The sequence below is a fragment of the Anaeromassilibacillus sp. 1001302B_160321_C8 genome, assembly GCF_015554745.1.
GTDB classification, from domain to species: Bacteria; Bacillota; Clostridia; order Oscillospirales; family Acutalibacteraceae; genus Anaeromassilibacillus; species Anaeromassilibacillus stercoravium.
In genome coordinates, this window is the sequence record NZ_JADNJD010000002.1 from 205,858 (window position 1) to 229,470 (window position 23,613).

At 55.5% G+C, this 23,613-nt stretch carries 16 protein-coding genes; 2 read left to right on the forward strand and 14 right to left on the reverse strand.

Features of this window, described 5'->3' with window-relative positions; genetic code table 11:
• Together I2E77_RS02450 and I2E77_RS02455 are read right to left on the reverse strand one after the other, a co-directional pair.
• A complete protein-coding gene (locus I2E77_RS02450) occupies nt 1-1,806 on the reverse strand; it encodes an efflux RND transporter periplasmic adaptor subunit (protein WP_087234986.1) in 1,806 nt (601 codons plus the stop codon).
• A complete protein-coding gene (locus tag I2E77_RS02455) occupies nt 1,799-2,869 on the reverse strand; it encodes an S-layer homology domain-containing protein (RefSeq protein WP_195450551.1) in 1,071 nt (356 codons plus the stop codon). The genes I2E77_RS02450 and I2E77_RS02455 overlap by 8 nt, the downstream gene beginning before the upstream one ends.
• A 538-nt stretch (nt 2,870-3,407) precedes the next feature.
• Here I2E77_RS02455 and I2E77_RS02460 point away from each other — a divergent pair.
• Nucleotides 3,408-4,097 (forward strand): response regulator transcription factor, encoded by a 690-nt coding sequence (locus I2E77_RS02460; RefSeq protein WP_195450552.1) that lies wholly within the window; start codon nt 3,408-3,410, stop codon nt 4,095-4,097.
• Complete coding sequence (locus I2E77_RS02465) at nt 4,082-5,308, forward strand: sensor histidine kinase (protein WP_195450553.1); 1,227 nt, start codon at nt 4,082-4,084, stop codon at nt 5,306-5,308. The genes I2E77_RS02460 and I2E77_RS02465 overlap by 16 nt, the downstream gene beginning before the upstream one ends.
• 177 nt (nt 5,309-5,485) lie before the next feature.
• On the opposite strand, the gene I2E77_RS02470 is transcribed toward I2E77_RS02465, so the two are convergent.
• The 12 genes from I2E77_RS02470 to I2E77_RS02525 form a co-directional block, all read right to left on the reverse strand.
• Nucleotides 5,486-6,316, reverse strand: a complete 831-nt coding sequence (locus tag I2E77_RS02470; protein ID WP_087234982.1) for a DegV family protein — start codon at nt 6,314-6,316, stop codon at nt 5,486-5,488.
• Complete coding sequence (locus I2E77_RS02475) at nt 6,313-7,095, reverse strand: acetyl-CoA carboxylase carboxyltransferase subunit alpha (RefSeq protein ID WP_087234981.1); 783 nt, start codon at nt 7,093-7,095, stop codon at nt 6,313-6,315. Before I2E77_RS02475 ends, I2E77_RS02470 begins: the two co-directional genes overlap by 4 nt.
• On the reverse strand, nt 7,082-7,972 hold the full coding sequence (gene accD, locus I2E77_RS02480) for an acetyl-CoA carboxylase, carboxyltransferase subunit beta (protein ID WP_087234980.1): 891 nt from the start codon (nt 7,970-7,972) through the stop codon (nt 7,082-7,084). The genes I2E77_RS02475 and accD overlap by 14 nt, the downstream gene beginning before the upstream one ends.
• 3 nt (nt 7,973-7,975) lie before the next feature.
• Nucleotides 7,976-9,319, reverse strand: coding sequence for an acetyl-CoA carboxylase biotin carboxylase subunit (gene accC / locus I2E77_RS02485; RefSeq protein WP_087234979.1), 1,344 nt, complete (start codon nt 9,317-9,319; stop codon nt 7,976-7,978).
• Between the two features lie 34 nt (nt 9,320-9,353).
• Nucleotides 9,354-9,764 carry a 3-hydroxyacyl-ACP dehydratase FabZ gene (fabZ, locus tag I2E77_RS02490; RefSeq protein WP_087234978.1) on the reverse strand — a complete coding sequence of 137 codons (411 nt, stop codon included), beginning with the start codon at nt 9,762-9,764 and terminating at the stop codon, nt 9,354-9,356.
• Between the two features lie 20 nt (nt 9,765-9,784).
• Nucleotides 9,785-10,276, reverse strand: coding sequence for an acetyl-CoA carboxylase biotin carboxyl carrier protein (gene accB, locus I2E77_RS02495; protein ID WP_191405569.1), 492 nt, complete (start codon nt 10,274-10,276; stop codon nt 9,785-9,787).
• Nucleotides 10,277-10,288: 12 nt separating this feature from the next.
• Nucleotides 10,289-11,524 carry a beta-ketoacyl-ACP synthase II gene (fabF, locus tag I2E77_RS02500; RefSeq protein ID WP_191395567.1) on the reverse strand — a complete coding sequence of 412 codons (1,236 nt, stop codon included), beginning with the start codon at nt 11,522-11,524 and terminating at the stop codon, nt 10,289-10,291.
• Nucleotides 11,525-11,545: 21 nt separating this feature from the next.
• Complete coding sequence (gene fabG / locus I2E77_RS02505; RefSeq protein ID WP_243252493.1) at nt 11,546-12,286, reverse strand: 3-oxoacyl-[acyl-carrier-protein] reductase; 741 nt, start codon at nt 12,284-12,286, stop codon at nt 11,546-11,548.
• A gap of 46 nt (nt 12,287-12,332) precedes the next feature.
• Nucleotides 12,333-13,253: an ACP S-malonyltransferase gene (locus I2E77_RS02510; RefSeq protein ID WP_191448293.1), complete on the reverse strand. Its 921-nt coding sequence runs from the start codon at nt 13,251-13,253 to the stop codon at nt 12,333-12,335.
• Nucleotides 13,241-14,188, reverse strand: a complete 948-nt coding sequence (gene fabK / locus I2E77_RS02515) for an enoyl-[acyl-carrier-protein] reductase FabK (RefSeq protein WP_087234973.1) — start codon at nt 14,186-14,188, stop codon at nt 13,241-13,243. Before fabK ends, I2E77_RS02510 begins: the two co-directional genes overlap by 13 nt.
• Nucleotides 14,189-14,226: 38 nt before the next feature.
• On the reverse strand, nt 14,227-15,186 hold the full coding sequence (locus I2E77_RS02520) for a beta-ketoacyl-ACP synthase III (RefSeq protein WP_195450554.1): 960 nt from the start codon (nt 15,184-15,186) through the stop codon (nt 14,227-14,229).
• 599 nt (nt 15,187-15,785) lie between these two features.
• Nucleotides 15,786-23,183: a glycoside hydrolase family 2 TIM barrel-domain containing protein gene (locus tag I2E77_RS02525; protein WP_195450555.1), complete on the reverse strand. Its 7,398-nt coding sequence runs from the start codon at nt 23,181-23,183 to the stop codon at nt 15,786-15,788.
• Between the last annotated feature and the right edge of the window lie 430 nt (nt 23,184-23,613).

Sequence of the window (23,613 nt, forward strand, 5' to 3'; positions counted from 1 at the left end):
TTAGAATCCACCTCCCGGTCCGCCGCGGCCACCGCCGCCACCGCCAGGCATGCCGCCACCGCCGCCAGGCATTCCACCGCCACCGCCAGGCATTCCACCGCCGGGCATGCCGCCCATGCCCATCATGGTGGTGCTGTCGGTCGATGTGGTCGGGTCAATGTAGACGACGTCCCCTTCGGAGAGGCCGCTCTTAATCTCTACATAATCCTCGCTGATCAAGCCGGTCTCTACCTCTACGGAGCGGAACCCAGCCGGGACATTGCCCTGCGCCTCTGTAACGCTGTCGTCCTGCACATAGACGACATTGCCGCGCTGCAGCGCCTGCGCCGGGATCGCCAGCGCGTTCTCCGCCTCGTCGATGATGATCTCGCCGTTGACGTTCATACCGGGGAGCAGATCCCCCACTTCGTCCATCTGGACCGTCACGGGGTATTGGGTGACGCCGTTGCTCGAAGTGCTCTCCAGGCTGACGTTCGTCACCTGCCCGGTGAAGGTCTCCCCTTCAAACGCATCCACTGTGACTTCCACCTTCTGCCCGACCTCTACATCGAGGACGTCAAGCTCATCCACATACATGTCAAAGGTGAGCGCCGACATATCGTATATGATCGCCATCGCCGTGTTGCTGTCTCCTCCGCTGTTGAGCGTATCGCCGGCTTTTGTATTTTTGACAATCACTTGGCCGGAAATCGGCGCGGTGATCTCATAGTCCTCCAAACTATCCTGTGTATTCTCCAATTCGCTCTCGGCATCTTCTACGCTCTGTTCCGCCGTTTCCAAGGAATCCTGGACCGTTTGAAGCGCATCGTCCGCCGACTCCTGCGTATAGGTAAACAACGTTGCGCCCTCATGGACATAGCTTCCCTCTTCCACGGCCATCGACGCAATTTCCCCGCCGTGATCGGCGGTGACCGTCTCTTCCAGCTTTGCGGTGAACGTCCCGTCGCCGCTGCATGCCAAGCCGTTGACTGTGGCTGCCGCCGTGCTGGACGTGGAGATCCCGCCCGGGTTCCCCACTTCAATGGTCACCATCCGGACAACGCTGCCGCCGCTGAGCGTCTGCTCCATGGAGCTCACCGCTGTCACCGTACCGCTCACGGTTTCATAGGTTTCCAAAATCTGCACCTGGGCCGTATCGCCGGCGGAAATCTGGTTGGCATCCGTATTCAAAAACGGCACCTTGAGGACCATTGTCCGGTCATTATAGAGGTCAACCAGCTTGTCGCCACTGTTGACGGTGTCCCCTACTTCCACATAGACCGCCTGTACATAGCCTTCCTCCGGGGAGACATAATCAAGGGACTGGTAGTCCTCGGCCGCCTCATCGTAGTTTTCCTGCGCCTCCTGGTAACGCTCCTGCGCGCGTTCCAAGGAGGTCTGCGCGGACTCAATACGTTCGTCCACGTCCCCGGTGTCAATGCGGTACAAGACATCGCCCTTTTCCACCTGGTCGCCCTTTTCAAAATCCGCGCTGATGACCTCTCCGGAAACCAGGGAGGTGATGGTGTATGTATCCAAAGCGGCCAATGTGCCGGAGGAGGAAATCGACGACTGGATCGTCTGCCGCTCGACCGTGGCCGTCCGTGTTTCGGATTCCATCCCATTGGAGCCTTCGTTTCGATTGAGGATGTGGAACCCGGCAAAGGCCAGGGTTGCCACCAGCACCAAGGCAATGATAATTTTGACAAACTTTTTCCATTTGGGACGCTTTCTGCCGGTTTTATTTTTTCTGCGGAAGAAGGAACGCTTTGGCTGTAAATTCTCAAGTTCTGCTGTGTTGAACTTCACATCATCTGTATCAGTCATCGAGCAGGTACCCCTTCAATACAAAATTATAGCTGTCCGCATCGTCTGTGCTGGACTCATCGTCGTATACCACTGTGATCTCGTCGCCCACATGCACCTCGCCCAATGTGGAGAATGCATACTGCATCTCTTCGCTTTCGATGGTGTACTTCGTTCCATCCACATAGACGGCCACTGGGATCATCGAGCTGGAATTGTCATAGACAATGCCCGTCACTTCGCCGCTGTCGCGATGGTCCTGGTAAACCCAAACCGTGCGCGTTTTGCTGCTGTAGTAGACGACATCCCCCACATCTACGCTGTTGTAGTCGAGGTTATATCCCACTTCGCCGTCGATGATATACGTGGCGTTTTCTTCACTGAACGGCAGGATATCGCCGATGTCCTTGCTATCCGTTACTTCGATCGGACCATTTACATTGTTGTCGGATAATTTCAGATAGTTGATTTCGCCATCCGCATCCAGTTCGCAGTCAAAGATCTGTCCATACATGCTCCCGGATTTGTTGGTCGCCTTGAGCGTGTTATAGAGCAAGGATTTACAGTTGGACATGGTCAAATTGGATTCCATCGAAACCAACGCCAAGCCGTCGTCCAGTTCTTTCGAATAGTACATGGACATGCGCCCCTGCGTCTGATCCCCAGTAAAGTCCTCGTTGGTATATCCGAGCAACGCCAACACCCCATACACGGCCTCGCGCAGCTTGACCGGCTGGTCGGGTTTGAATGTGCCGTCCAGATAGCCGGTCATCCATCCCTGCTGGGTTGCAACATTGATTGCCGTAGCATACGTATGATCCGCCGCAACATCGCCGAAGCGGCGATAGTTGACAGTTGTTCCCGCCTTCCCCTTAAAGGACGACGTATTCAATAAAAGCTGTGCGAATTGGCCGCGGGTCACTTCGACGTTGGAGCCCACCAACACGGAATCGGTGATCCCCAGATTGGACAGCACCTTTTCCGACGTATCCACGGACGCGGCGAAGCCCTGCGCCGGGATGGAGAGAGCAACCGTGCCCATCGCCAAAAGCACGGACATGGTCCGTTTCCATTTATGATTCATTACTATCACCTCATCAAAGAATTTACAGGTTAACTTCTGGCAAGCAAAAGGGTCCCTGCGATCCCCGCCGCCCAGACTGCCGCGCCCAAGAGGCCTGCTAAAATTGCCCACCGGTGCGTCCCCCAAAACGAGGGGAAGCGCGCTGTCCATTCTCTGCGCTGCAGAAATCCATTCATGGAAGATACACCCCTTTCTCTGTCATTGCACGGGACCGGTTTGATCCCCTGCCGTTTGTACGGTCTTTATTATAGGGACGAAACCTGAAATCAAGCTGAAAAAATTCCCACTTCACACAAGTTTAAGGGTGTCTTCACAATTTCGTCACAGGCGGCCAAGCCTGAATGTTTGGGCGCGCTGGGATGGATGCTAAGCCGATTATCTCTGCTAGGAGCCCAACGGTTGCAGCACGCTGCCTTGCCCTTGCAAAATCATAGAACCTTCACATTTCCGGCAAACTATGTTCACAGGCCTCCGGTATTCTAATGATGGATTATTGGAGTTTTGCGGACATTGGAAACTCCAAAAGAGGGGGATTATCATGAAAATCTTATTAATCGAGGACGAAAAGCCTTTGAGCGACGCGCTTTGTCAAATCTTCAGTAAAAAACGATGGGAAACCTTCGCCGCCTACAACGGCGAAACGGGCCTGGACGAAGCCTTGACAGGAATTTACGACATTATCCTGCTGGACATCATGCTCCCAAAGCTGGATGGTTTAACGGTTTTGCAGCGGCTGCGCGAAGCTTCCATCTCCACGCCGGTGCTTTTGCTCTCCGCAAAAGGGGAAATCAGCGACAAAGTGGCAGGGCTGGACTGTGGCGCGGACGACTACCTGGCCAAGCCGTTTGCAACAGAAGAGCTGCTGGCGCGCATCCGCGCCATGACCCGCCGCCGGGGGGAATTGATCTTTGACGACACGTTACAGGTGGGTGATCTCACCCTGAATTTGGCGAATTACACGCTCTCGCGCAGGGACCAGCGGGTCCAGCTCGCCAATAAAGAATTCGAAATCATGAAACAGTTTTTTCTGCATCCGGATACCATCCTCAACAAGGAGGAATTGCTGACCAGGCTCTGGGGGTTTGAAAACGGCGCGGCCGGGAACAATGTGGAGGTCTATATCTCCTTCCTTCGCAAGAAGCTGACCTATTTGTGCTCCCAGATGCGCATCGCCTGTATCCGGAATGTGGGATACCGTTTGGAGGAACCGCTATGTTTCGGAAGCTAAAATGGAAGCTGGTCCGCTTCAACATGGCGCTCTTGAGCCTTGTGTTCATTGCTATTTTTGCAGTGACCGCTGTATTGATGATCGCTGCAAATGAGCAGCAGACGCAGATGACGTTAAACGCCGCTTTGCAAATGCGCGACGACGGAGGCCGTCAGCCCCCGCCGGTCATGGGGGCCATCCGTGTCATTCTGGATGAGCAGCAAGAGGTTGCCACATTCAGCGCGCCCCCGGGCGTATCGGCCGAGCTGGTCCAACAGGCCACGGAAATGGCGCAGGAACAGGAGCAGGAACGCGGAAATTTCTCACTCGATACCTACCATTTTTCCTACGCATTCGATCGGGAACACGCCCATTTGGTACTTCTGGACCAGACGGGGTCCATTGCCACGCAGCGGAACATCCTTTTGATCCTGTTTGGCGTTACTATTTTAAGCCTGCTCTTGCTGTTTGGGTTGAGCACGCTCTTTGCCACCCGCACGGTGCGCCCGGTCAAAGAGGCGTTTGACCGTCAAAAAAACTTTGTGGCGGACGCCTCTCATGAATTGAAAACGCCGCTCGCTATCCTGAACGCCAACCTTTCCGTCCTAGCAGAAAACGGGACGGAATCGGTCGCCAGCCAGGATCAGTGGATCTCCGCCATGCAGGTTCAGATCACCCGGATGAACGGGCTCATCAACGATATGCTGACGCTCGCAAAGCTGGACCACGACCAGGACGCCATCCCTACACGCGCCGTGGATTTCAGCCGTCTGACAACGGGTTGCTTGCTCTCCTTTGAAGCCGTTGCCTATGAAAAGGGCGTGGAAATCCGTTCCCGCATTTCGGAGCATCTCATGGTAAACGGCAGCCCGGAGAGATTCTCCCGTCTGGTGGACATCCTGCTCGACAATGCCGTTAAACATACCCCTTCCGGCGGGATCGTGGAGGTTGTGCTCTCACGTGAAAAGAATCACGCTGTCCTGTCCGTGCGGAATTCCGGGGAAGAGATTTCCCCCGATGCGCTCCCCCACGTATTCGACCGGTTTTACCGGGCGGACAGCGCACGTTCCCGCGAAACCGGCGGTTATGGTCTTGGCCTTGCCATCGCCAAATCCATTGTGGAAAATGCACACGGAAAGATTTCTGCGGAGAGTGCAGACAATCATACGACCTTTTCCGTAGAACTCCCCATCTATGCAGAGGCTCACCCCGGCAGTGGCGCCGATGCATAAAAGCGCTGTCTCTTAAGGTTGCCGCCAAGAGCGGGGTGCCTTGCAGCAACCTGTGTGGGATATTCTCCCGCTTCATAGCCGCCATAAACGCAAAAACGTCCGACACAGGCTTCAATAAGCCCATTTCGGACGTTTTTTCCATATAGTCTATTTCTATAAAATACCCAGGATTCCGTTCTATTCAACCGACCACGCAACGCCAATGACGTCGAGGCCGATATGGATGGCCAGGACAGGCCCCAAGGTTGCCCGCGAAATGGCCGCATGCGGCAAACGCGCGCGGATGCGCTCCGCCAGAGCGGGCGCAATATAGGCGCTCCCCAGGGACTCAATGATGACCTCCACAGCATCCTCCGGCACCCGGTCCGCCAGCGCCTGCATCTGTGCATTCCGGCCGCGCGCCGTGCCGGCGCAAACCAATGCGCCGCCGTCTTTTTCCAAACAGAGGATCGGCCGGATGTTCAAAATCGCCCCCACGGACTGGCGCACAATGCTCAATCTGCCGCTCTTCCGCAAGGATTCCATGTCCTCTACGGAGAAGGCGATGCCGGTCTTTTCCCGCTGCTTTTTCACCTGCGCTACAATATCTTCCAAAGGATAGCCCTGCCGGATCAGCTTCGCCGCCTTTTTGAGCAGCAATGCCAGTCCTCCCGCCGTTGTGCGGGAATCCACAACGCGCACCTTTTCCGCATCCACAGCCTTTGCCGCAATACAGGCGCTGCTATATGCACCGCTCAACCGCGAGGAAATCACCACACAGAGCACCTCGCCGCCCTGATGGACAATCGCCTGAAACATTCCGACAAAATCCGCAACCGAGGCCTGTGCGGTTGCGCAGAGATCCGGATTCGCCGCAATTTTATCCACAAAATTCTGATTCTCGTCCGCGAACCCCTCGGTATAGGAATTCCCGGCAATGGTATAATGCATGGGCACCACACGGAGCTTTAAACGATCCGCTTCCTCCTTTGTCAGGTAGGCAGTGCTGTCCGTCACAAGTGTAATCATCCATTCCCAGCCCCCATTCTGCGGAATCGGTTGTACCGGTTCTCAAGCAGCTGCTGGATGGGGAGCTTTGCATTCTGGGAAAGCTTCTCATACAGATCCGTCTTTAAGCCCTGATAAACCTCTTCGAATTGATTGTGCCCCTCTGGGATGACCCGCTCAATCACCCCGAGCTGCAACAGATCCTCCGCCGTCATACGCAGGCAGCTGGCAGCTTCTTTCACCTTCGAGCTGTCCTTCCAGAGGATGCTCGCACATCCCTCGGGCGAAATGACCGAATAAAGGGCGTTTTCCAGCATCCACACCTCGTCGGCAACTGCAAGCCCGATGGCTCCGCCGCTGCCTCCTTCCCCAATAAACACCGAGATAATCGGCGTTTTAAGGGTCATCATTTCACTCAGGTTTTCTGCAATCGCTTCGCCTTGGCCGCGCTCTTCCGCTGCAATCCCGCAGAACGCGCCCGCCGTATCGACAAAACAGACCACAGGGCGGTGGAACTTCTCCGCCAATTTCATCTGACGAAGGGCCTTCCGGTATCCCTCGGGATGGGCGGAGCCAAAATTCCGGTATAATTTTTCCTTGGTATCGTGGCCGCGCTCCAACGCAATCACGGTGACAGGCATCCCGTTTAAACGCGCGATTCCTGCCACAATCGCCTTGTCGTCTCCAAAGCGGCGGTCCCCGTGCATCTCGATGAAATCATCAAAGATGTGATTGATAAAATCCGTTCCGGTCGGCCGGCCTTTCGAACGGGCCGCCTGTACGCGCTCAAATGCTTCCATTGGACGCCCCTCCTTCCGGGATTGCGCCGTGCAAAGACAGGAGCTTTGCCAGCATTTCCTTCTGTTCGCTGCGTTGAACCACCTGGTCCACAAACCCCTTTTCAAACAGGAACTCTGCGCGCTGGAATCCCGCAGGGAGCTTTTGGCGCATGGTCTGCTTGATGACACGCGGCCCCGCGAACCCAATCAGCGCGTGCGGCTCAGCCAATATGATGTCCCCTTCCATTGCAAAGCTGGCCGTAACACCTCCGGTCGTCGGGTCGGTCAGCACGACAATGTACAGGTTTCCCGCGTCGCTGTGGCGCTTGACCGCGCCGCTGGTCTTCGCCATCTGCATCAGGGAAAGCGTCCCCTCCTGCATGCGCGCACCTCCGGAAACCGTGTAGCCGATCACCGGCAGAGAGTGCTCCGTGGCGTATTCAATCAGGCGGGTGATTTTCTCTCCCACCACCGTGCCCATGCTTCCCATCATAAAATAGGGTTCCATGACAAACAGGCAGCATTTCATGCCGTTGATGCGCGCCGTACCGCAGACAACGCCCTCTTTCTCCGCGCTCTCCAGATACGCGTGTTTGAGCTTGCGGTCGTAATTGGGGAACCCGATCAGGTTGCGCGAACGCATGTTGGCGTCGTGTTCCTCAAACGAATCCTCGTCTGCAATCATGCTGATCCGCTGCCGCGCGTTCACGCGGAAGTGGTGGCCGCACTTTGGGCAAACGTCGAGATTTTCGTTCAGTTCACTTGTGAACAGCATCGCCTTGCACTCCGGGCAGGAGATGCACAGCTCGCTTGGTATATCCGGCGCCGGGGACTTGGTATATTTGTCATACGATTCCAGGTCGTTTTTCGGCTTTTTAAATAGGTTTTTTGGAAGCATCCGTTATCCCCTCTTTTCCCGCAGTTCCATGAAGTTTGTATAGTAATCTCCGGATTTAAACGCCGGTGTGCTCAAAATATCCATATGGAGTTCCGCGTTGTGATCCACGCCTTCCACCACCAATTCGCACAGGGCGGCCTGCATCTTGCGGATGGCCTCCTCGCGCGTCGGGGCATGGACAATCAGCTTGCCGATCAGGGAATCATAGAACGGCGGAACCATATAGTCCTGATACAGCGCCGTATCAAAGCGCACCCAGGGCCCGCCCGGGATATGCAGCAGGGAGATCCTGCCGCAGCTCGGCCGGAAGTTCAACTCCGGATTTTCCGCATTGATGCGGCACTCAATTGCGTGGCCGGAAATATGTATATCGTCCTGCGTAAAGGCCAGAGGCATTCCCGCAGCCACGCGGATCTGCCATTTGACCAGGTCGATGCCGCTGACCATCTCCGTCACCGGATGCTCCACCTGCAAGCGGGTATTCATCTCCATAAAATAGAAATTCTTATCCGGGTCCAGCAGGAATTCGATGGTCCCAACGCCGGTATAGCCAACCGCCTTGGCGGCCTTCACCGCCGCCTCCGCCATCTTCTGGCGGAGCTCCGGCGTGACCGCCGGGGAGGGGCTTTCCTCGATCATCTTTTGGTTCTTCCGCTGGATGGAACATTCGCGCTCCCCCAACGTGATGACATTCCCCTGCCGGTCGCAGAGGAGCTGCATCTCAATATGTTTCGCGGGGGCGACAAACTTCTCCAGATAAACGCCGCCGTCCCCAAAAGCAAGCTGGGCTTCCTGAGAAGCGGAGCGGAATGCGTCCTCAAAATCCTCAGAACGGTCTACGCGGCGAATCCCTCTGCCGCCGCCGCCCGCGCGCGCCTTCACCAGAAGCGGATACCCGATCCGGTCCGCCTCTTCGTGGGCTTTGGCCAGATCCTCTACCATCTCGCATCCCGGGACAACCGGCACGCCCGCTGCAATCATGGTCTTGCGTGCAGCGTCCTTGTCGCCCATTTCGGAGATCACCTTGGAGGACGGCCCAATAAAGACGATGTGGCACTCCTCACATAGGGCGGCAAACTTGGCATTCTCAGAGAGCAGACCGTACCCCGGGTGGATCGCGCCAGCCCCGGTCGCCTCTGCCGCGGAAAGGATCGCCGTCATATTCAGGTAGCTGTCCTGTACCTGCGCAGGGCCAATACAGATGCTTTCATCCGCCAGGCTCACATGCAACGCGTCGCGGTCCGCCTCTGAAAAAACGGCCACCGTGGAAATCCCCATCTCTTTACAGGCGCGGATAATGCGCACAGCGATTTCCCCACGGTTGGCGATCAATATCTTTGAAAACAAGGTCTACACCTCTTTATCATCAAATTCACAATGCTCAAACGATGGCAAAGGAGAGATCCCCTTTTACCACCAATTTGCCATTGACACGCCCTTCGCCTTTTGCAAAGCAGAACGGCCCGCGCTGTCCAGTTGCGCTGCAATGGAATACGATCGTATCGCCCGGCTTTACCTGCCCTTTAAAGCGCACCTTATCCAAACCGGTGTAGAGCGGGGTATGTCCCTTTACCGCCTCCACCAGCAGCACACAGCAGGTCTGCGCCATCATTTCGCACTGGATGACGCCCGGGACCACCGGGTTGCCCGGAAAATGGCCCTGCAAGAACCATTCGTCGCCGCGCACCGTATATTTGCCCTCCGCCAGATTGTCCTCAATCTTGGTCGCTTCATCCAATAGAAGCATGGGCTCGCGGTGCGGCAGGATCTCTTTCAACTCTTCTCTCGTCATAGGTCTTTTTCCTCCTGCCCTCAAAAGATCTTAAAGAGCACCTGGCCGTATTCCACCAGCTGTCCATTCTCTACACAAACATCGACGATTTCCCCGTCCGTGTCCGCGGTGATCTCATTGAGCAGCTTCATCGCTTCGATCACGCACAGCACATCGCCCTTCTTGACCTTGCTGCCGACGCGGACATAGGGGTCCGCCTCCGGGGAAGGCGCCTGATAAAACACGCCGACCATCGGGGACTTGACCTCTTTCAAATTGTTGAAGTCCACCGGTGTGCCATCCTGCGTGGCCACCGGCGCTGCCGAAGCCGCCGAAGCAGGGGCTGCCGGAGCTGCCTGCACGGGTGCAGCGGCGGGCACCGCTTGTACCACAGGCACGACCGCCGGGGCTGCCGGAGCTGCGGCACTGGCGGCTTCCATGCGCAGGTTGGTTCCATCCTCCTGCAATTCCAACATTCCAAGGCCGTTTTCCTTCATGATCTGTGCGAGTTCCCGGATTTCTTCGATTTTCATGAAACTCCCTCCTTACCCGTTGTACTTCTTCAACGCCAAACATGCGTTGTGGCCGCCAAAGCCGAGGTTGGTAGAGAGCGCATAGTCCAACTCGACCTTCCGGGCTGTATTCGGGGTGTAGTCGAGGTCGCACTCCGGGTCGGGCTCTTGATAGTGGATCGTCGGCGGGACCACGCTGTTTTGCAGGGCCAGCGCACATACAATGGCCTCCAGCGCGCCCGTAGCGCCCAGCATATGGCCGGTCATAGACTTCGTGGAGCTGATAACCGCCCCGTATGCTTTCTGCCCCAACGCCTTTTTGAACGCCAATGTCTCTGTCTTGTCGTTCAGAGGTGTACTCGTACCATGCGCATTGATGTACAGGGATGCGTCCGCAGGCATCTGTGCTTCCGCAATCGCCTGGCGGATGGCATTTGCCGGTCCGTCCGCCTCCGGGTCCGGCGCGGTCACGTGATGGGCGTCGTTCGTATTCCCATAACCGACCATCTCCGCATAGATCTTCGCGCCGCGCGCAACCGCGTGCTCGTACTCCTCCAGGATCAAGACCGCGCTGCCTTCGCCCATGACAAACCCGCTGCGGCGCTTGTCGAACGGTGTGCAGGCGTCCTCCGGGTCATCGCTGTTGGACAGCGCCATGCAATTGGCAAAACCGGCAGTGGCCAGCTCATTGATGGTCGCCTCCGTGCCGCCTGCGATGATCGCGTCCGCATAGCCGTGCTTGACCGCCCGGAACGCCTCGCCCACTGCGTGGGCGGAAGTTGCGCAGGCCGTCACAACGCAGAGGGACGGGCCTTTTGCCTGGTATTTAATCGCAACATTGCCGGCGGCAATATTGGTAATCAATTTGGTGATGAAGAAGGGCGAAATCCCCTTCGGCCCTTTGTTGAGCAGTTTCGTGGTCTCTTCCACAAAGGTATTCATTCCGCCGACGCCCGTGCCGATATAGACGCCCAAGCGCTCCGGCTCCACTTTGCCCTCGATGCCGCTGTCCTGCATCGCCTGCGCCGCGGCAGCCATCGCATACTGGGTGAACAGGTCCATCTTGCGCACCTGGGATTTTTCAATGTACAGCAACGGATCGAATCCCTTGACCTCTGCCGCAATGTTCACTTTGCTGTTGGACGTATCGAACTTCGTAATTTTTCCAATGCCGTTCTTGCCCGCAAGCAAGCTCTCCCAAGTGGTCGGGATGTCGTTGCCAACCGGCGTAACTGCGCCGATTCCGGTAATTACGACTCGTTTTTCCATTTTTTACAATCCCCCAAACTTTTACATACCGAGGCCGCCATCCACGCGGATGACTTCGCCCGTGATATACGACGCGCCGTCTCCCGCCAGGAAGACCGCCAGATTTGCAATATCCTCCGGCTTGCCCATATGCTTGAGCGGGATCGCCGCACTCGCGCCTTCTTTTACTTTATCGCTGAGCTTTGCCGTCATATCCGTTTCAATGAAACCGGGCGCAATGGCGTTGCAGGTCACATTACGGGAAGCGAGCTCCTTCGCCACGGACTTGGTCAGACCGACCAGCCCGGCTTTGGCGGAAGAGTAGTTCCCCTGCCCTGCGTTGCCCATCAACCCTGAGACGGAGGAGATGTTGATGATCCTTCCGCTGCGGCGCTTCATGAAATGCGAATAGCAATGCTTAATCATATGGAAAGCGCCCTTCAAATTCGTATCGATCACCGCGTCAAAGTCGGCCTCCTTCATGGAGAGCAGCAGGCCGTCGCGCGTGATGCCGGCGTTGTTCACCAAAATGTTGATCTGCCCAAAGTCCGCCAGAATCTGTGCCACCGTCTCCTTTGTCGCATCAAAGTCGGACACGTCGCAGCGGTACGCTTTGGCGGTCACGCCGTGCTCTGCGGCAAGCGCGCATGTCTCGTTGGCGGCCTCTTCGTTGCCCGCATACACGATCGCAACATTGGCGCCGCTCTCTGCCATCTTCAATGCAATCGCACGGCCGATACCGCGGGAACCTCCGGTGATAACCGCAGTCTGATTGGTCAGCAAAAAAATTCCTCCTTTAGTCTCTCATCATTTTGATCTGGAAATGGCTTTATTTCAGCGCATCCACCGTGGCCTGTAAGGTTTCCGCATCCTCCACGCGATGGATGGATACGCCGGGGAGCGTCTTTTTAACCAAACCGGCGAGCGTTTTGCCGGGCCCGACCTCTACAAAATCGGTGACGCCCTCGTCCGCCATCTTTTTCAAAATCGCCTGCCACGGGACCGGGTGGTTGACCTGCATGGCGATGTTCTGCTTAATCGCCGCCGCATCCTGCGCATAGTGCTCTGCCGTATAGTTTGCATAGAGCGGCGTCGCCGGCGCGGAGACCTCCACTTGCTTAAGCTCCTCCTGCATCTGCGCCGCCGCAGAATCCATCATCGGGGAGTGGAATCCGCCGCTCACCGCCAGCGGAACGGCACGGCCGCCCGCCTCCTGTACCGCCTTGCAGAGCCCTTCCAAAGCCGTCTTTTCGCCCGCCACGGACACCTGTCCCGGGCAGTTGTAGTTTACCGGATAGGTCCCCGGATGTGCCGCGCAGAGTTCCTCCACACGCTCGTCGGAGAGCTTCAGCACAGCGGCCATGCCGCCGTTTGTCCGCTCCGCCGCCTCGTCCATAAAGGAAGCGCGCTTACACACCAGACGGAAGCCATCCTCCGGGGTGAGCACCCCGCAGAACGTCAGGGCAGCCACCTCGCCAAGGGAAAAGCCGGCCGCCACGTCCGGCACAATCCCGCTGGCTTTCAGGGCTTCCGCCGCCGCGAGATCCACACAATAGACGCACGGCTGCGTATTTTCCGTGCGGCTCAATTCCTCTTTCGTCCCGGAAAAGCACTGGGCAGAGGTATTCGAACGGATGGAATCCGCCAGATCGAACACCGCCTTGGCCGCTTCGCTGGCCTCGCAGAGCGACTTTCCCATACCAGGATACTGCGCGCCCTGCCCGCTGAACAAAAAGGCTATTTTACCCATTTCATCGCACCTCCGAGAACCTGTTCGCCCTGTGTGAAGAGATCCTCGATGATCTCTTTGCAGGTCTGCTCTTTATTGACCATTGCGGCCACCTGGCCAGCCAGGAACGAGCCATGCTGTGCGTCGCCCTCTCGCGCCGCTTTGCGCACCGCACCCACGCCGTACTTTTCAAATTCCTCGTCGGTTACATTGGGGTCATATTCCATATGGGCCAACTCGCGGGAGAAGGGCGTCTTCAACGCGCGCACCGGATGCCCCAGTCGGCGGCCCGTGCTGATGGTGTCGATGTCCTTTGCCTTGAGAATTTTTTCCTTGTAGACCGGGCTGATGGTGCACTCCTTCGCCACCAGGAAGCGGGTACCCACCTGCACGCCCACCGCGCCCAGCATGAACGCTGCCGCCAGCTGACGTCCATCCGCGATGCCGCCCGCCGCGATCACCGGGATCTTCACCGCGTCGCACACCTGCGGGACAAGCGCCATGGTGGTGAGCTCACCGATGTGTCCGCCGCTTTCGCCACCTTCTGCGACCACCGCAGCTGCGCCGCGCTTCTCAACCAGCTTTGCAACGCCCACAGAAGCCACCACTGGGACGACTTTGATCCCGGCTTCCAACCATGCGGGCATATATTTGCCGGGGTTCCCTGCGCCCGTGGTGAGGACCGGTACCTTTTCCTCTACCACAACGCGTGCAACCTCTTCGACAAAGGGACTCATCAGCATCACGTTGACGCCAAAGGGCTTGTCTGTCATCTCACGGCACTTGCGGATCTCCGCGCGGAGCTGTTCGCCGTTGGAATTCATCCCGGCGATAATCCCCAGGCCGCCTGCGTTCGAAACCGCAGAGGCGAGGGACGCATCCGCAACCCAGGCCATGCCGCCCTGGAAGATCGGATATTCAATGCCAAACAACTCGCAAATCGGTGTCTTTATCATAAAAATTGCTCCTTTCCAGATATCCACTCAATCTTTCTTTATACGGTCCAAACCAGTGTACAAGCGCCCGTCGTCAGGCCCCCGCCAAAGGTGGAAATCACAAGCACATCGCCCGGATGGAACGCTCCCGCGCGGTGCATCTCATCCATCAGAATTGCAACACCCGCAGAAGAGGTATTTCCATAGCGGCTGATGTTCACATGGAATTTCTCCGGTGGGATACCCAGCCGTTTCTTTGCGGTTTCAATGATCCGCAGGTTGGCCTGGTGGGGAAGCACAAAATCCACGTCGTCCTCTGTCAGGCCCGCCTCTTTAATCACGGTGCGTATATCGTTACACATGGCGTTGACTGCAAATTTATAGACCTCCTGCCCATCCATAAAGAGGTAGGATTCACAATCCTTGGTTTCGCCAAAAGGCGAATTTCCCTGCACGTTCGGAATCCTAAGCACGTCCATATTGCCGGACGTCGTAATGCGGATGGAGCGCAAGCCGTCCCCCTCGCCCAACACAGCCGCGCCAGCCCCATCGCCAAACAGCACGCAGATCCGGCGGTCCTTCCAATCGAGCAGCTTGGACATCTCCTCCGCGGCAATCAGCAGGACCTTCTTGACGCGCTTGCGGGCAAAATAGCCGGCTGCAACGTCCAACATATAAACAAAGCCGGAACACGCGGCATTGATGTCGAACGCCGGGCAAGTCGCCCCCAGCCTGTTCTGGACAACGCAGGCCAGAGCAGGCGTTATGTAGTCGCCCCGAATCGTTGAGCAGATAATCAGATCCAGCTCTTCGGGTTCGACGCCTGCATCTCGCAGCGCCGCACGCCCTGCCTCGACCGCCAGATCGGATATGGTTTCGGTTGTGCAGACATACCGGCTTTTGATTCCTGTCCGGGTGGAAATCCATTCATCCGAGGTATCCAGGAAAGCCGAAAGGTCATCGTTTGTCTGCGAGCAGGCAGGATGGGCACTTCCCGTCCCCAGGATCTGAAAACTCATATTCACACCATTCTTTCTCACTTTGATTGTCGTCCGCCGAGCGGAATAAGCCCTCAATCCATAGGATTCATTTCCCTCATGGGGCTACCTGGGCCAGCCATTTTGAATGGCATAAGATACAAAACGGCTCATTTTAAAATACTTCAATTTTTTTAATTATATTGCAAATCCATTTTTTGTCAAGCGAAAAATATTTTTCGTATTTTACATTATAAGGGCTCAAAACAATCAAATACCGCTATTTTCCTCTATATAGAATGAAAAAAGCGATGAAAGATCTCTTTTTTTCAACAGGTTCGCTAGAATGCATGTGAAAGGATTTCCTATAAACACATTATAAATGTACATTCCACAACAGCCAATGGCTGTCAGAAGCACAACTTTTCTTTTACGTATTTTCTCACATTTTCCCTTTCTAATCAAGTCGTAACTTGTAAAATAGTCCGGCCACAGAGGCACAACCTCCTGCCCAGGAAACGCCTCCTTTGTCCGAGGCACAAAAGTGTTTCTAAGTAAAGAAGCACCCTGCCGCAAACACTTCTTATGAATGCGGCAGGGCGCCCTGCGTCTTATCTAGTTCAAGATGTGCGAACCATCCTTTATGCGATGGTTACGGAGCAATGCTGCTGCGCGTTCTGGCCCGGCAAGGTCGTGTAAACGCCCGTGCTCTGGCCCGGTGTGCCGACGGCATAGACTCTGTAGTAGTAGTCGTTTCCGATCTGCGCCACAAACTGCGTCTTCAGCACGCTGCCATTGCCCACCGTGAAGCTCGGGGCAACACCGTTTCCATTGACAACCGTCATCTTGAAGCAATATGCGCTGCCTCTCTTCAAGGAGAAGCTGACCGTTGTATCGCTGTATACGCTCGCCTGTGCAAGCACATTCTGCGCTGCGGTGACCGCCTGGTTGACGACCGCTGTGCCAGCAGAGCCGTACACATTGCTGTTGTTCTTCGAGCCGGAAGATCCGGAAGTCTTGTGGCTGTTGCCAGCATCCGGCTTCGTGGGCTCCTCAACCTCTGTCGTCGCGTTGATACGCGCCTGCAGGGTATTGTATGCACTGACAATCTCTTCCGAGGACGCGTCCGCTTTTGCAACAACTGCCTTCGCGGTCTGGATAGCAGCCTTCAACGCTGCATAGTCCACCGCTGTGTAGTCGTTTGCATCCGCCTGTTCACCTTGGGCAATCAAAGCCTCCAATGCGTCCTTATCCGGCGTCTTGCGCAGGTTTGCCATTGCAACCGTCAGGTCGTCTGCACATGCATTGACTTCCTTCTGCGTAGCATTGGCGTTTTCCATCATTGCCTTGGCTGCATCCAGGGCGTCTATGAAGGCGTTCTTGACCTCTTCGCTGCTCTCATAGCTGTCCAGGTCGGCCAGGATCTCTTCCGCCTTCGCAATCAGCGTCTCCAGAGAGCTGGTATCCGCGCGGAAGGTCAAGCCTGCGATTGCATCCTGCAGGGCCTGCTTTGCCGGCTCCACTTCGGTCTCCAGAGCGTCTTCGTCGTCTACGAGCGCTTCTGCGTCCGTAACAGCCTTCTCATAGGCCTCCCAGCTATTCGGCGTGAAGTCCTCTTCGTTGAGATCCGGCAGGAGATCCAACAAGGCCGCCAAGCCTTCTCTGTCTCCAGCGGTGAAGGACAGGTAGAACATTGCGTCCAACATGTTCTTCCAAGCTTCGTCGATTTCGTCCTGCAAGGCCGTCTTGTCCGCCTCAACAGCAACCGCCGCTGCATATGCTGCGTCAAAGTTCCTCTTTGCGCTCGGGATCATCGTCGCATACTCTTCGCCGGCCATAGCCGTTTCCGCATTTGCGATTGCCTCGCGCAATGCAAGCTTGCTGATCACTGTGCTCACGAGCTGCACCGTGGTTTCGGTGTTCGGCATCGTCAACACATAATCAAATTCCTTGGTGGAATCCAGTGCTTCGATATCAACTGGCGTCTCTTCGCCATTGACCAGCACGGAGGCCGCTGCAAACTCTCTGCCATCCAGTCTCGTCGCAAAGGTCAGCGTCACTTCGTCGCCCGCCATGACCTCTGCGGTGTAGCTGCCCAGCAAGTCTGCAAACGGCGGCTTTTCACCGTTGACCAAAAGCGTCACGTTCGAATCATATTCAACGCGCAGGGTGTGCTCAGAAGGTTCTTCTACCGTCAGGCCGTCGATTGCCGCCTGCAAGGTATCCAACGCGTTCAGCAGCTCTGCGTCCGTTGCGGATTCGTTATCCAGCGCTGCGCCTGCGGCCGCATACGCAGATTCGAACGCTTCCCAAGCCGTGTCAAGATACTCGCCTTGGCCTGCATCGTGAATCTTTGTGGCCTCCAGATACAGTTCTTGCAATTTTTCATACGGGGTCTTCTCCGGAACCGGAACGACCGTCGCATACGTCTTTGCAGAGAGGTTCTCGTTGCCATTGATATTGGTGGCCATCACGCGGATTCTCGTCCCAACCGGAACGTTTTCGCCCACGGAAACCGTCGCCTTGCCAGCATCCTCCGGATTCGGCGTAATGCTCGCGCCTTCGATCTCGCGTCCGAAGGAATCGACGATGGACCAATCTGCGGATGTTACTTCATACGTATCATCCCACACCAATCCTTCGATGGCTGCCTTCAACATATTATAGGCGCTGTCGATAATCGCTTCTGCCGCGCCCGGTGTTGCCACTACAACGTTCGCCACGTTGATGGCTGCATTCAGAATTGCTACGCTGCTCTCTGTGTAGATGCTGGTATCAATCCCATTTGCCTGCTCGAGCAGAGCCTGCAGGTCTTCCATGGTTGCGGCTGCACGTGCAGAACCCGCTTTTGCGGTCGCCGTCGGGGCGGCCTTCACAATGGTGTATTCCTGGTCGGTGCCCAGGACGATTTCTGCATTCTTCGGAGAAAGCGTCACTCCGTCCTCGTCCACAACCGGTACGTCGTTGTAGCCGAGCGTTGCAAAGTCGAGCCACAGGACAACGTTTTCATTGTCCGGAGTGATAGCCGGTGCTTCTGCTTCTGCCTTGTCATAAGCGTCCTGGCCGTTCAGCTCGTCGGCACTGAGCGCCTTATTGTAGACGCGCACCTTGGCGAACTGATTGCTGTTGCTTCTGCCCGTCTCAGAGTCATAACCGATATAGAAGTCCGTGTCATTGGAAGCCACGCCGCCCGTAGAGCTATCCGCCGCCTGCGCGACGATCTCGCCGTTCAGGTAGAGGTACAGGTTGCTGCCGTCATAAATGCCAGCGATGTGGTTCCACTTGTTGATCACTTCGTCGCGGTTATATTCGTACTCATAGGTGTACCATTTGCCATCGTTCGCCTTGATGAAGAAATCAATGGTCGACGTACGGATACGGAAGCCCATGCAGCTATCGCCCTTGCCGAGGAACATGTCGTAATCCCTCTGGTTGCTGGACGGCTTCACCCAAACTTCCACAGTGAACGGGTTCTTTCCTGCGAATACCTCTTTAAAGAGATCCCCGCCGTCGGTCCCCTTGTCGTTCGGAACCGGCATATAACCCGTCATCGCGGCGCCAAAGGTGTCGTCCTGAATCAAGGTTGCCGTTCCCGGGATCACCGGGTCCATCGCGTTGTTGCTCTGGTCCTTCACATACGGGGCCTTGCCGCGAAGCGCAAGAACTTCTTCCAATGCGCTCTCAAGGTCGCTGTAATTGGAAACAAGCGCCTTCTGGGCATCGGTCAGTCCCTCGTAGAGATCCATAACCGCTTCGACCTCGTCGAGCTGGTCATAGGAATACACGAAGATCGAATCGATCGCCTCTTCCACCGCCTGCGCCTGCTGCTGGTCAAATGCATCCTGGTCAAAGCTCTCGAGGGTTCTCCAGGGCTTGCTCAGCTCCATCGGGTCGCCGGAAGCGGTCTCATACGGGATAATGGTGTACTCATAGGTGTATGCCTGATTGTTCGGTACCTTGTACTGATCCAGGTTGTCCGGTCCGCAGCTTGCATTACCGATGCCGCGGGAGATCAGGTCCACATGGAAATACGTCTCCTCGTTCGGGGCCGTCAGCTCGTACGGATGGTCAGCTGCATCCAGCTCGTCCATCGTAAAGTGCAATGCGCTGGCCTCCAGATCCTGCTTGCCGGCCACGAGGACGCCGTAAGGCTTGTCGTCGCCCGTGAGGGCCATCCACTTCACGCCGTTGTGGTTGCCAGAGGTCTGGTTTTCGATAAATGGGAAGAAAGAATCCGTTACGGTTGTGTCATAAACGCCAACCGTCGCATAGGAGCAGCGGTCACTATAGCCTTCGGATGGGCCATTGCCGTACCAGGTGATGTTCTCATAGCCTGCCGGCAAGGTCATCGTGGAGCCGACCTTCATGATCTGTCCCATGCTCGTGTCGGTGGCATCCAATGTAAAGTTGACCGTAACTGCGCCGGAACCATCGATGGTGTACACGACCGTCTCTTTGGCGCCCTTGGCGTTGTTCAGAGTCAGTTCGGTGGTGATAACCGTTCTGCCGTCCTCCGCCGTGGAGACCGTCAAGCCGTCTTCATTGAGCGTAATGTTTCTGCTGGCACCCTTCCAGTTGGAGTCCATATTTTTATCATTGGCATTCGCCGTTCTCCAGAAATCCGGGGCCGGGCCTTCTTCGATAATCTCTTCGCCCTGGAAGACATAATTGGACATCGCGCCCGTGGTCTTATTCAGCTTAAAGCTGAAGCCGTCGCCTTCGACGAGGACATAGTCCGCATCGCTTTCCGTATCCACGGTCACAGCTTTGTCGGAGATCACCGGTGCAACCGCCGGGACAGAAGCCGGGATTGCGAGCTGCTCGTGCGCGACTTCATGGCCTGCATCTGCCCAGAGCGTGTCCTCCTTGAGCAGGAAGTCGATGTTGAGGTAATACTCCGCACCTGCCGGGCGCTCGCTCTCTGCGGGCATGGTGTACGGGATGGTGACCGTCTTGGTCTCCTTCGGCGCTACATTCGCCTCTTCATCCGTGAGGGTTCCTTCGTCAATGACTTCGCCGTCCTGCAGAAGTTTCCACTGGACTTCATAGGCGTTGACATTGGTAAAGTTGTTCTCATTATAGATGTTGACCTTGCGGTTCATGAGCTCGTTTTCCGTAGCATTGACCCAAATGGACTGGTACTGATACTTCACTTCATAGATTTCCGGCTGCGGGGTGCGGTCCGGAGATACCAGGCCATTTCCGCAGAAGTTGCCGCTGTTGTTGCTATCGCCCCAATCGCCGCCGTAACCAAAGAACTTGCCGTCCATCTCTTCATCGTAGAGATTCTGCTGCGCATAGTCCTCTGCATAGTAATCCCAATACTGGCTCTCCAGCTCGGTAATCGGCTCAGAGTAATCCAACCACAGCACGACGCTATCGTCGCTTGCGGGGATCGCGGGTGTCTGGCTGTTCTGTGCCTGGAGTTCCTCCGCCGTCAGCGCCTTGTTATAAATGCGCGCAATGGAGATTTCTCCGTCCACCGTACGGTTGTGCTCCAGATCGATACCGACGCCGAGGTCATACGAATTGGTGCGAATGTCAAAACGGCCGTTAGTGGTCGCCATCAGATTTCCATCATAGTAGACCCTCAAAGCGCTTCCATCGTAGGTGCCTGCGATCTGATGCCAGTTGCCCACCCAATCGCTCGGGAGATCAAAGGAAGCAGAGCTCCAGCCGCCATTATAGACGAAGAATTCCACACCCGGAGCGCCGCTGCTGCGGGTCTTCAAAGCAACCTGCGTATCGCCCTTTGCAAGGAATACACTGTTCATCGCAGTAGAGTCCGGCTTCACCATGACTTCAAAGGTGAAGTTTGCATCCTCTCCGGAGAGGACCTCGTTATAAACGTCATTTGCTTCGCCGGAAATGACTGCATAACCGCTGTAGGACTTGCCGGTGAGGGAAGCATCGTCCGCGTCGTTTGCGCTGGCCGGTCCAGTCAACGTTGCAGCCGCCGCGTTGTTGCTCAATTCCGTGATGCTGCTCTGGCTCGGCAGGGAATCAAGATTGATGTAACGGGACTGATCGACCCAGTCCCAAATGAATCCGCCAAGCATGTTATCAGAGCTGCGGACTGCATCCCAATATTCTTTGATATTGCCGACTGCGTTGCCCATTGCGTGGTCATATTCGCACATGACATAGGGCATCTTGCCTTCGCCAGCATATCCCTGTACGGTGCCGACCGAGGGATACATGTTGCTGCCCATATCGGTGCCGCAGTCCTGGTTCAAACCTTCCGCATGAACCGGGCGGGTCAAATCGCGGTCCTTGAAGAACCACACTGCGCGCGGGAAGATATCGTCGCCGCCGTGGCGGTCATAGCTCATCTCGTTGCCGATGGACCATGCCACAATCGCTGTCTGATTCTTCAGCGTCTGATAGGACGTGTTTTGGCGGTCAAACAAGATCGTATCCAAATAGTTATTAATGTTGTCGTTCTGGCCCATGATCGCGTGACATTCCGCATTTGTCTCGCCCATCATATACAGGCCATACTTGTCGCAGAGGTAATAGAGGTATTCGTCGTTCGAATAGTGAGAAGTACGGATCGCGTTGAGGTTCCATTCCTTCATCAGCTTGACGTCTTCCTCGTAGACTTCCTTCGGCACATATTTGCCGCCGAACGGATCGGTGTCGTGGCGGTTCGTGCCGCGGAACAACAACGGCTGGCCGTTGATGGTGATCGGCTCATACTCCGTTGTAATCCGGTTGTAGTTTTCGTCTACTTCCGTGCGGGTGAACTCGATCTCACGGAAGCCGAGCTGCTGCGAAATGCTCTCAAACAGCTTGCCGGAAGTCTTGTCATAAAGGTTCAGAACCAATGTGTAGAGGTTCGGGTACTCTGCGCTCCAAAGCTCCGGGTTCCTAACCAGCTTGCTGGCGTCCGCCGTTGCGGATTCGCCCGCGGCGATCGCGCCGAGGTCAATGCGCATGGGGTCGTTTGCAAAGACGTCGTTGCCCTCTGCATCAAACAATTGAACGTCGATGGCAAAGTTCGAGACATCCTGCGTCGCATAGTTGGTGACCACCGGGCTCAGCTGGAGGTCTGCGTTCGTATAGGTCTCGTCCAGGTCGGTAATCACGCGATAGTCCGAGATATGCACCAGCGGGGTGGAGTAGAGGTAGACGTCGCGGAAGATACCGCCGTCATAGATCATGTCCTGGTCTTCCATCCACGTGCCGTCGCAGAATTTATGTACTTCAACAGCGAGGGTGTTGACTTCGCCCTGCGGGTTCAGGTAATCGGTGATATCAAACTCGTGCGGACGGTAGCTGTCCTCACTATAGCCCACCTCATGTCCGTTGACATAGACATAATAAGCGGATTCCACGCCCTGGAAGGAAATCAGCACACGGCCGTTTTCCTGAAGCATGGAAGGATTTACGGTGAATTCCTTGCGGTAGAAACCCACCGGGTTATAATTGGTCGGCGCCTGCGGCACACTGGCATTATCCCCTTCTTGCCAGGGCATCTGGGTATTCGTATAAATGGAATAGTCCCAATCGCCGCAGTCTTCATAACGGGTCCAGCTGCGCGGAACTTCTACATCGTACCAACCGTCCTCCGCTTTGACCTCATAATCGGGGTTCATAAAGCCGTCGTCCAGATATTTCTGGCCCTTTTCCGGATTGGATACGACCACGAGCTGCCAATCTTTTTCCCCGGAGCCGGAAAGCATTTGGACGTATGCGGACTGGTCCTTTGCATAATCCACTGCGCCGGTCACGGCCTTGTCCACGGATTCATAAGGAACCGTGGATGTCGCTGCGGGTTCGCGGTTGATCCCCACAACGTCCCAGGCGTTTTCCTGCTGGCCGTCTAGGCCAGTATAGGTGGTGCCTGTCCACTCTTTGTGGGTAAACTTCGGGTCTTCGGGTTTCATTTCGGAAGCGGCCCGCGTAAGCTGCGGCCACTGTGCGTCGCTGTCCCACGGATCTCCCGCGTCATCTCCCGCAGCAAAAGCAGGCTGAATGCCTACGCTGACGGTCATGAGCGCTGCGAGAAGCAGGGAAACCAGCTTCTTCGATTTCATGCACATCTCTCCCCTATCTAAAAATATTCAACAAGGAACTACCAAACATGTTTTTTCGCTATAAGCAATTCCCTCTACAGCATTGCCATAGTTCTACCCCACGCTTGGTACCCCTCATTTCCTAAACCCATATATTCCCTCCTAAAAAGGGATAAACAATAATATTATTCAAAATCGATCTATTTTTTTATACATTATATCACAAATGTTTTGGAAAGAATAGTATTTTTTTCTGGCATTCTAGTAATTTGTTTGCATTTTTCCTAAAATTATTTCTTTGATTAAAGTAAAACCATTCATTGGAACGTTGCCTATGAAGCCATAGGCAATTAAAAATTTGATAAAAGCAGCTATTTGTACAATCCAATTCAGAAAATAAGACCAAATTTTTCAAAATATGTATTTTATTTTAAATTCTGCTTCTTCCAGT

Excerpts from the sequence above, each read along its gene's own strand:
- I2E77_RS02450 (WP_087234986.1), bottom strand. The coding sequence starts at position 1,806 with ATGACTGATACAGATGATGTGAAGTTCAACACAGCAGAACTTGAGAAT.
- I2E77_RS02455 (WP_195450551.1), bottom strand. The coding sequence starts at position 2,869 with ATGAATCATAAATGGAAACGGACCATGTCCGTGCTTTTGGCGATGGGC.
- I2E77_RS02460 (WP_195450552.1), top strand. The coding sequence starts at position 3,408 with ATGAAAATCTTATTAATCGAGGACGAAAAGCCTTTGAGCGACGCGCTT.
- I2E77_RS02465 (WP_195450553.1), top strand. The coding sequence starts at position 4,082 with ATGTTTCGGAAGCTAAAATGGAAGCTGGTCCGCTTCAACATGGCGCTC.
- I2E77_RS02470 (WP_087234982.1), bottom strand. The coding sequence starts at position 6,316 with ATGATTACACTTGTGACGGACAGCACTGCCTACCTGACAAAGGAGGAA.
- I2E77_RS02475 (WP_087234981.1), bottom strand. The coding sequence starts at position 7,095 with ATGGAAGCATTTGAGCGCGTACAGGCGGCCCGTTCGAAAGGCCGGCCG.
- accD (WP_087234980.1), bottom strand. The coding sequence starts at position 7,972 with ATGCTTCCAAAAAACCTATTTAAAAAGCCGAAAAACGACCTGGAATCG.
- fabZ (WP_087234978.1), bottom strand. The coding sequence starts at position 9,764 with ATGACGAGAGAAGAGTTGAAAGAGATCCTGCCGCACCGCGAGCCCATG.
- accB (WP_191405569.1), bottom strand. The coding sequence starts at position 10,276 with ATGAAAATCGAAGAAATCCGGGAACTCGCACAGATCATGAAGGAAAAC.
- fabF (WP_191395567.1), bottom strand. The coding sequence starts at position 11,524 with ATGGAAAAACGAGTCGTAATTACCGGAATCGGCGCAGTTACGCCGGTT.
- I2E77_RS02510 (WP_191448293.1), bottom strand. The coding sequence starts at position 13,253 with ATGGGTAAAATAGCCTTTTTGTTCAGCGGGCAGGGCGCGCAGTATCCT.
- fabK (WP_087234973.1), bottom strand. The coding sequence starts at position 14,188 with ATGATAAAGACACCGATTTGCGAGTTGTTTGGCATTGAATATCCGATC.
- I2E77_RS02520 (WP_195450554.1), bottom strand. The coding sequence starts at position 15,186 with ATGAGTTTTCAGATCCTGGGGACGGGAAGTGCCCATCCTGCCTGCTCG.
- I2E77_RS02525 (WP_195450555.1), bottom strand. The coding sequence starts at position 23,183 with ATGAAATCGAAGAAGCTGGTTTCCCTGCTTCTCGCAGCGCTCATGACC.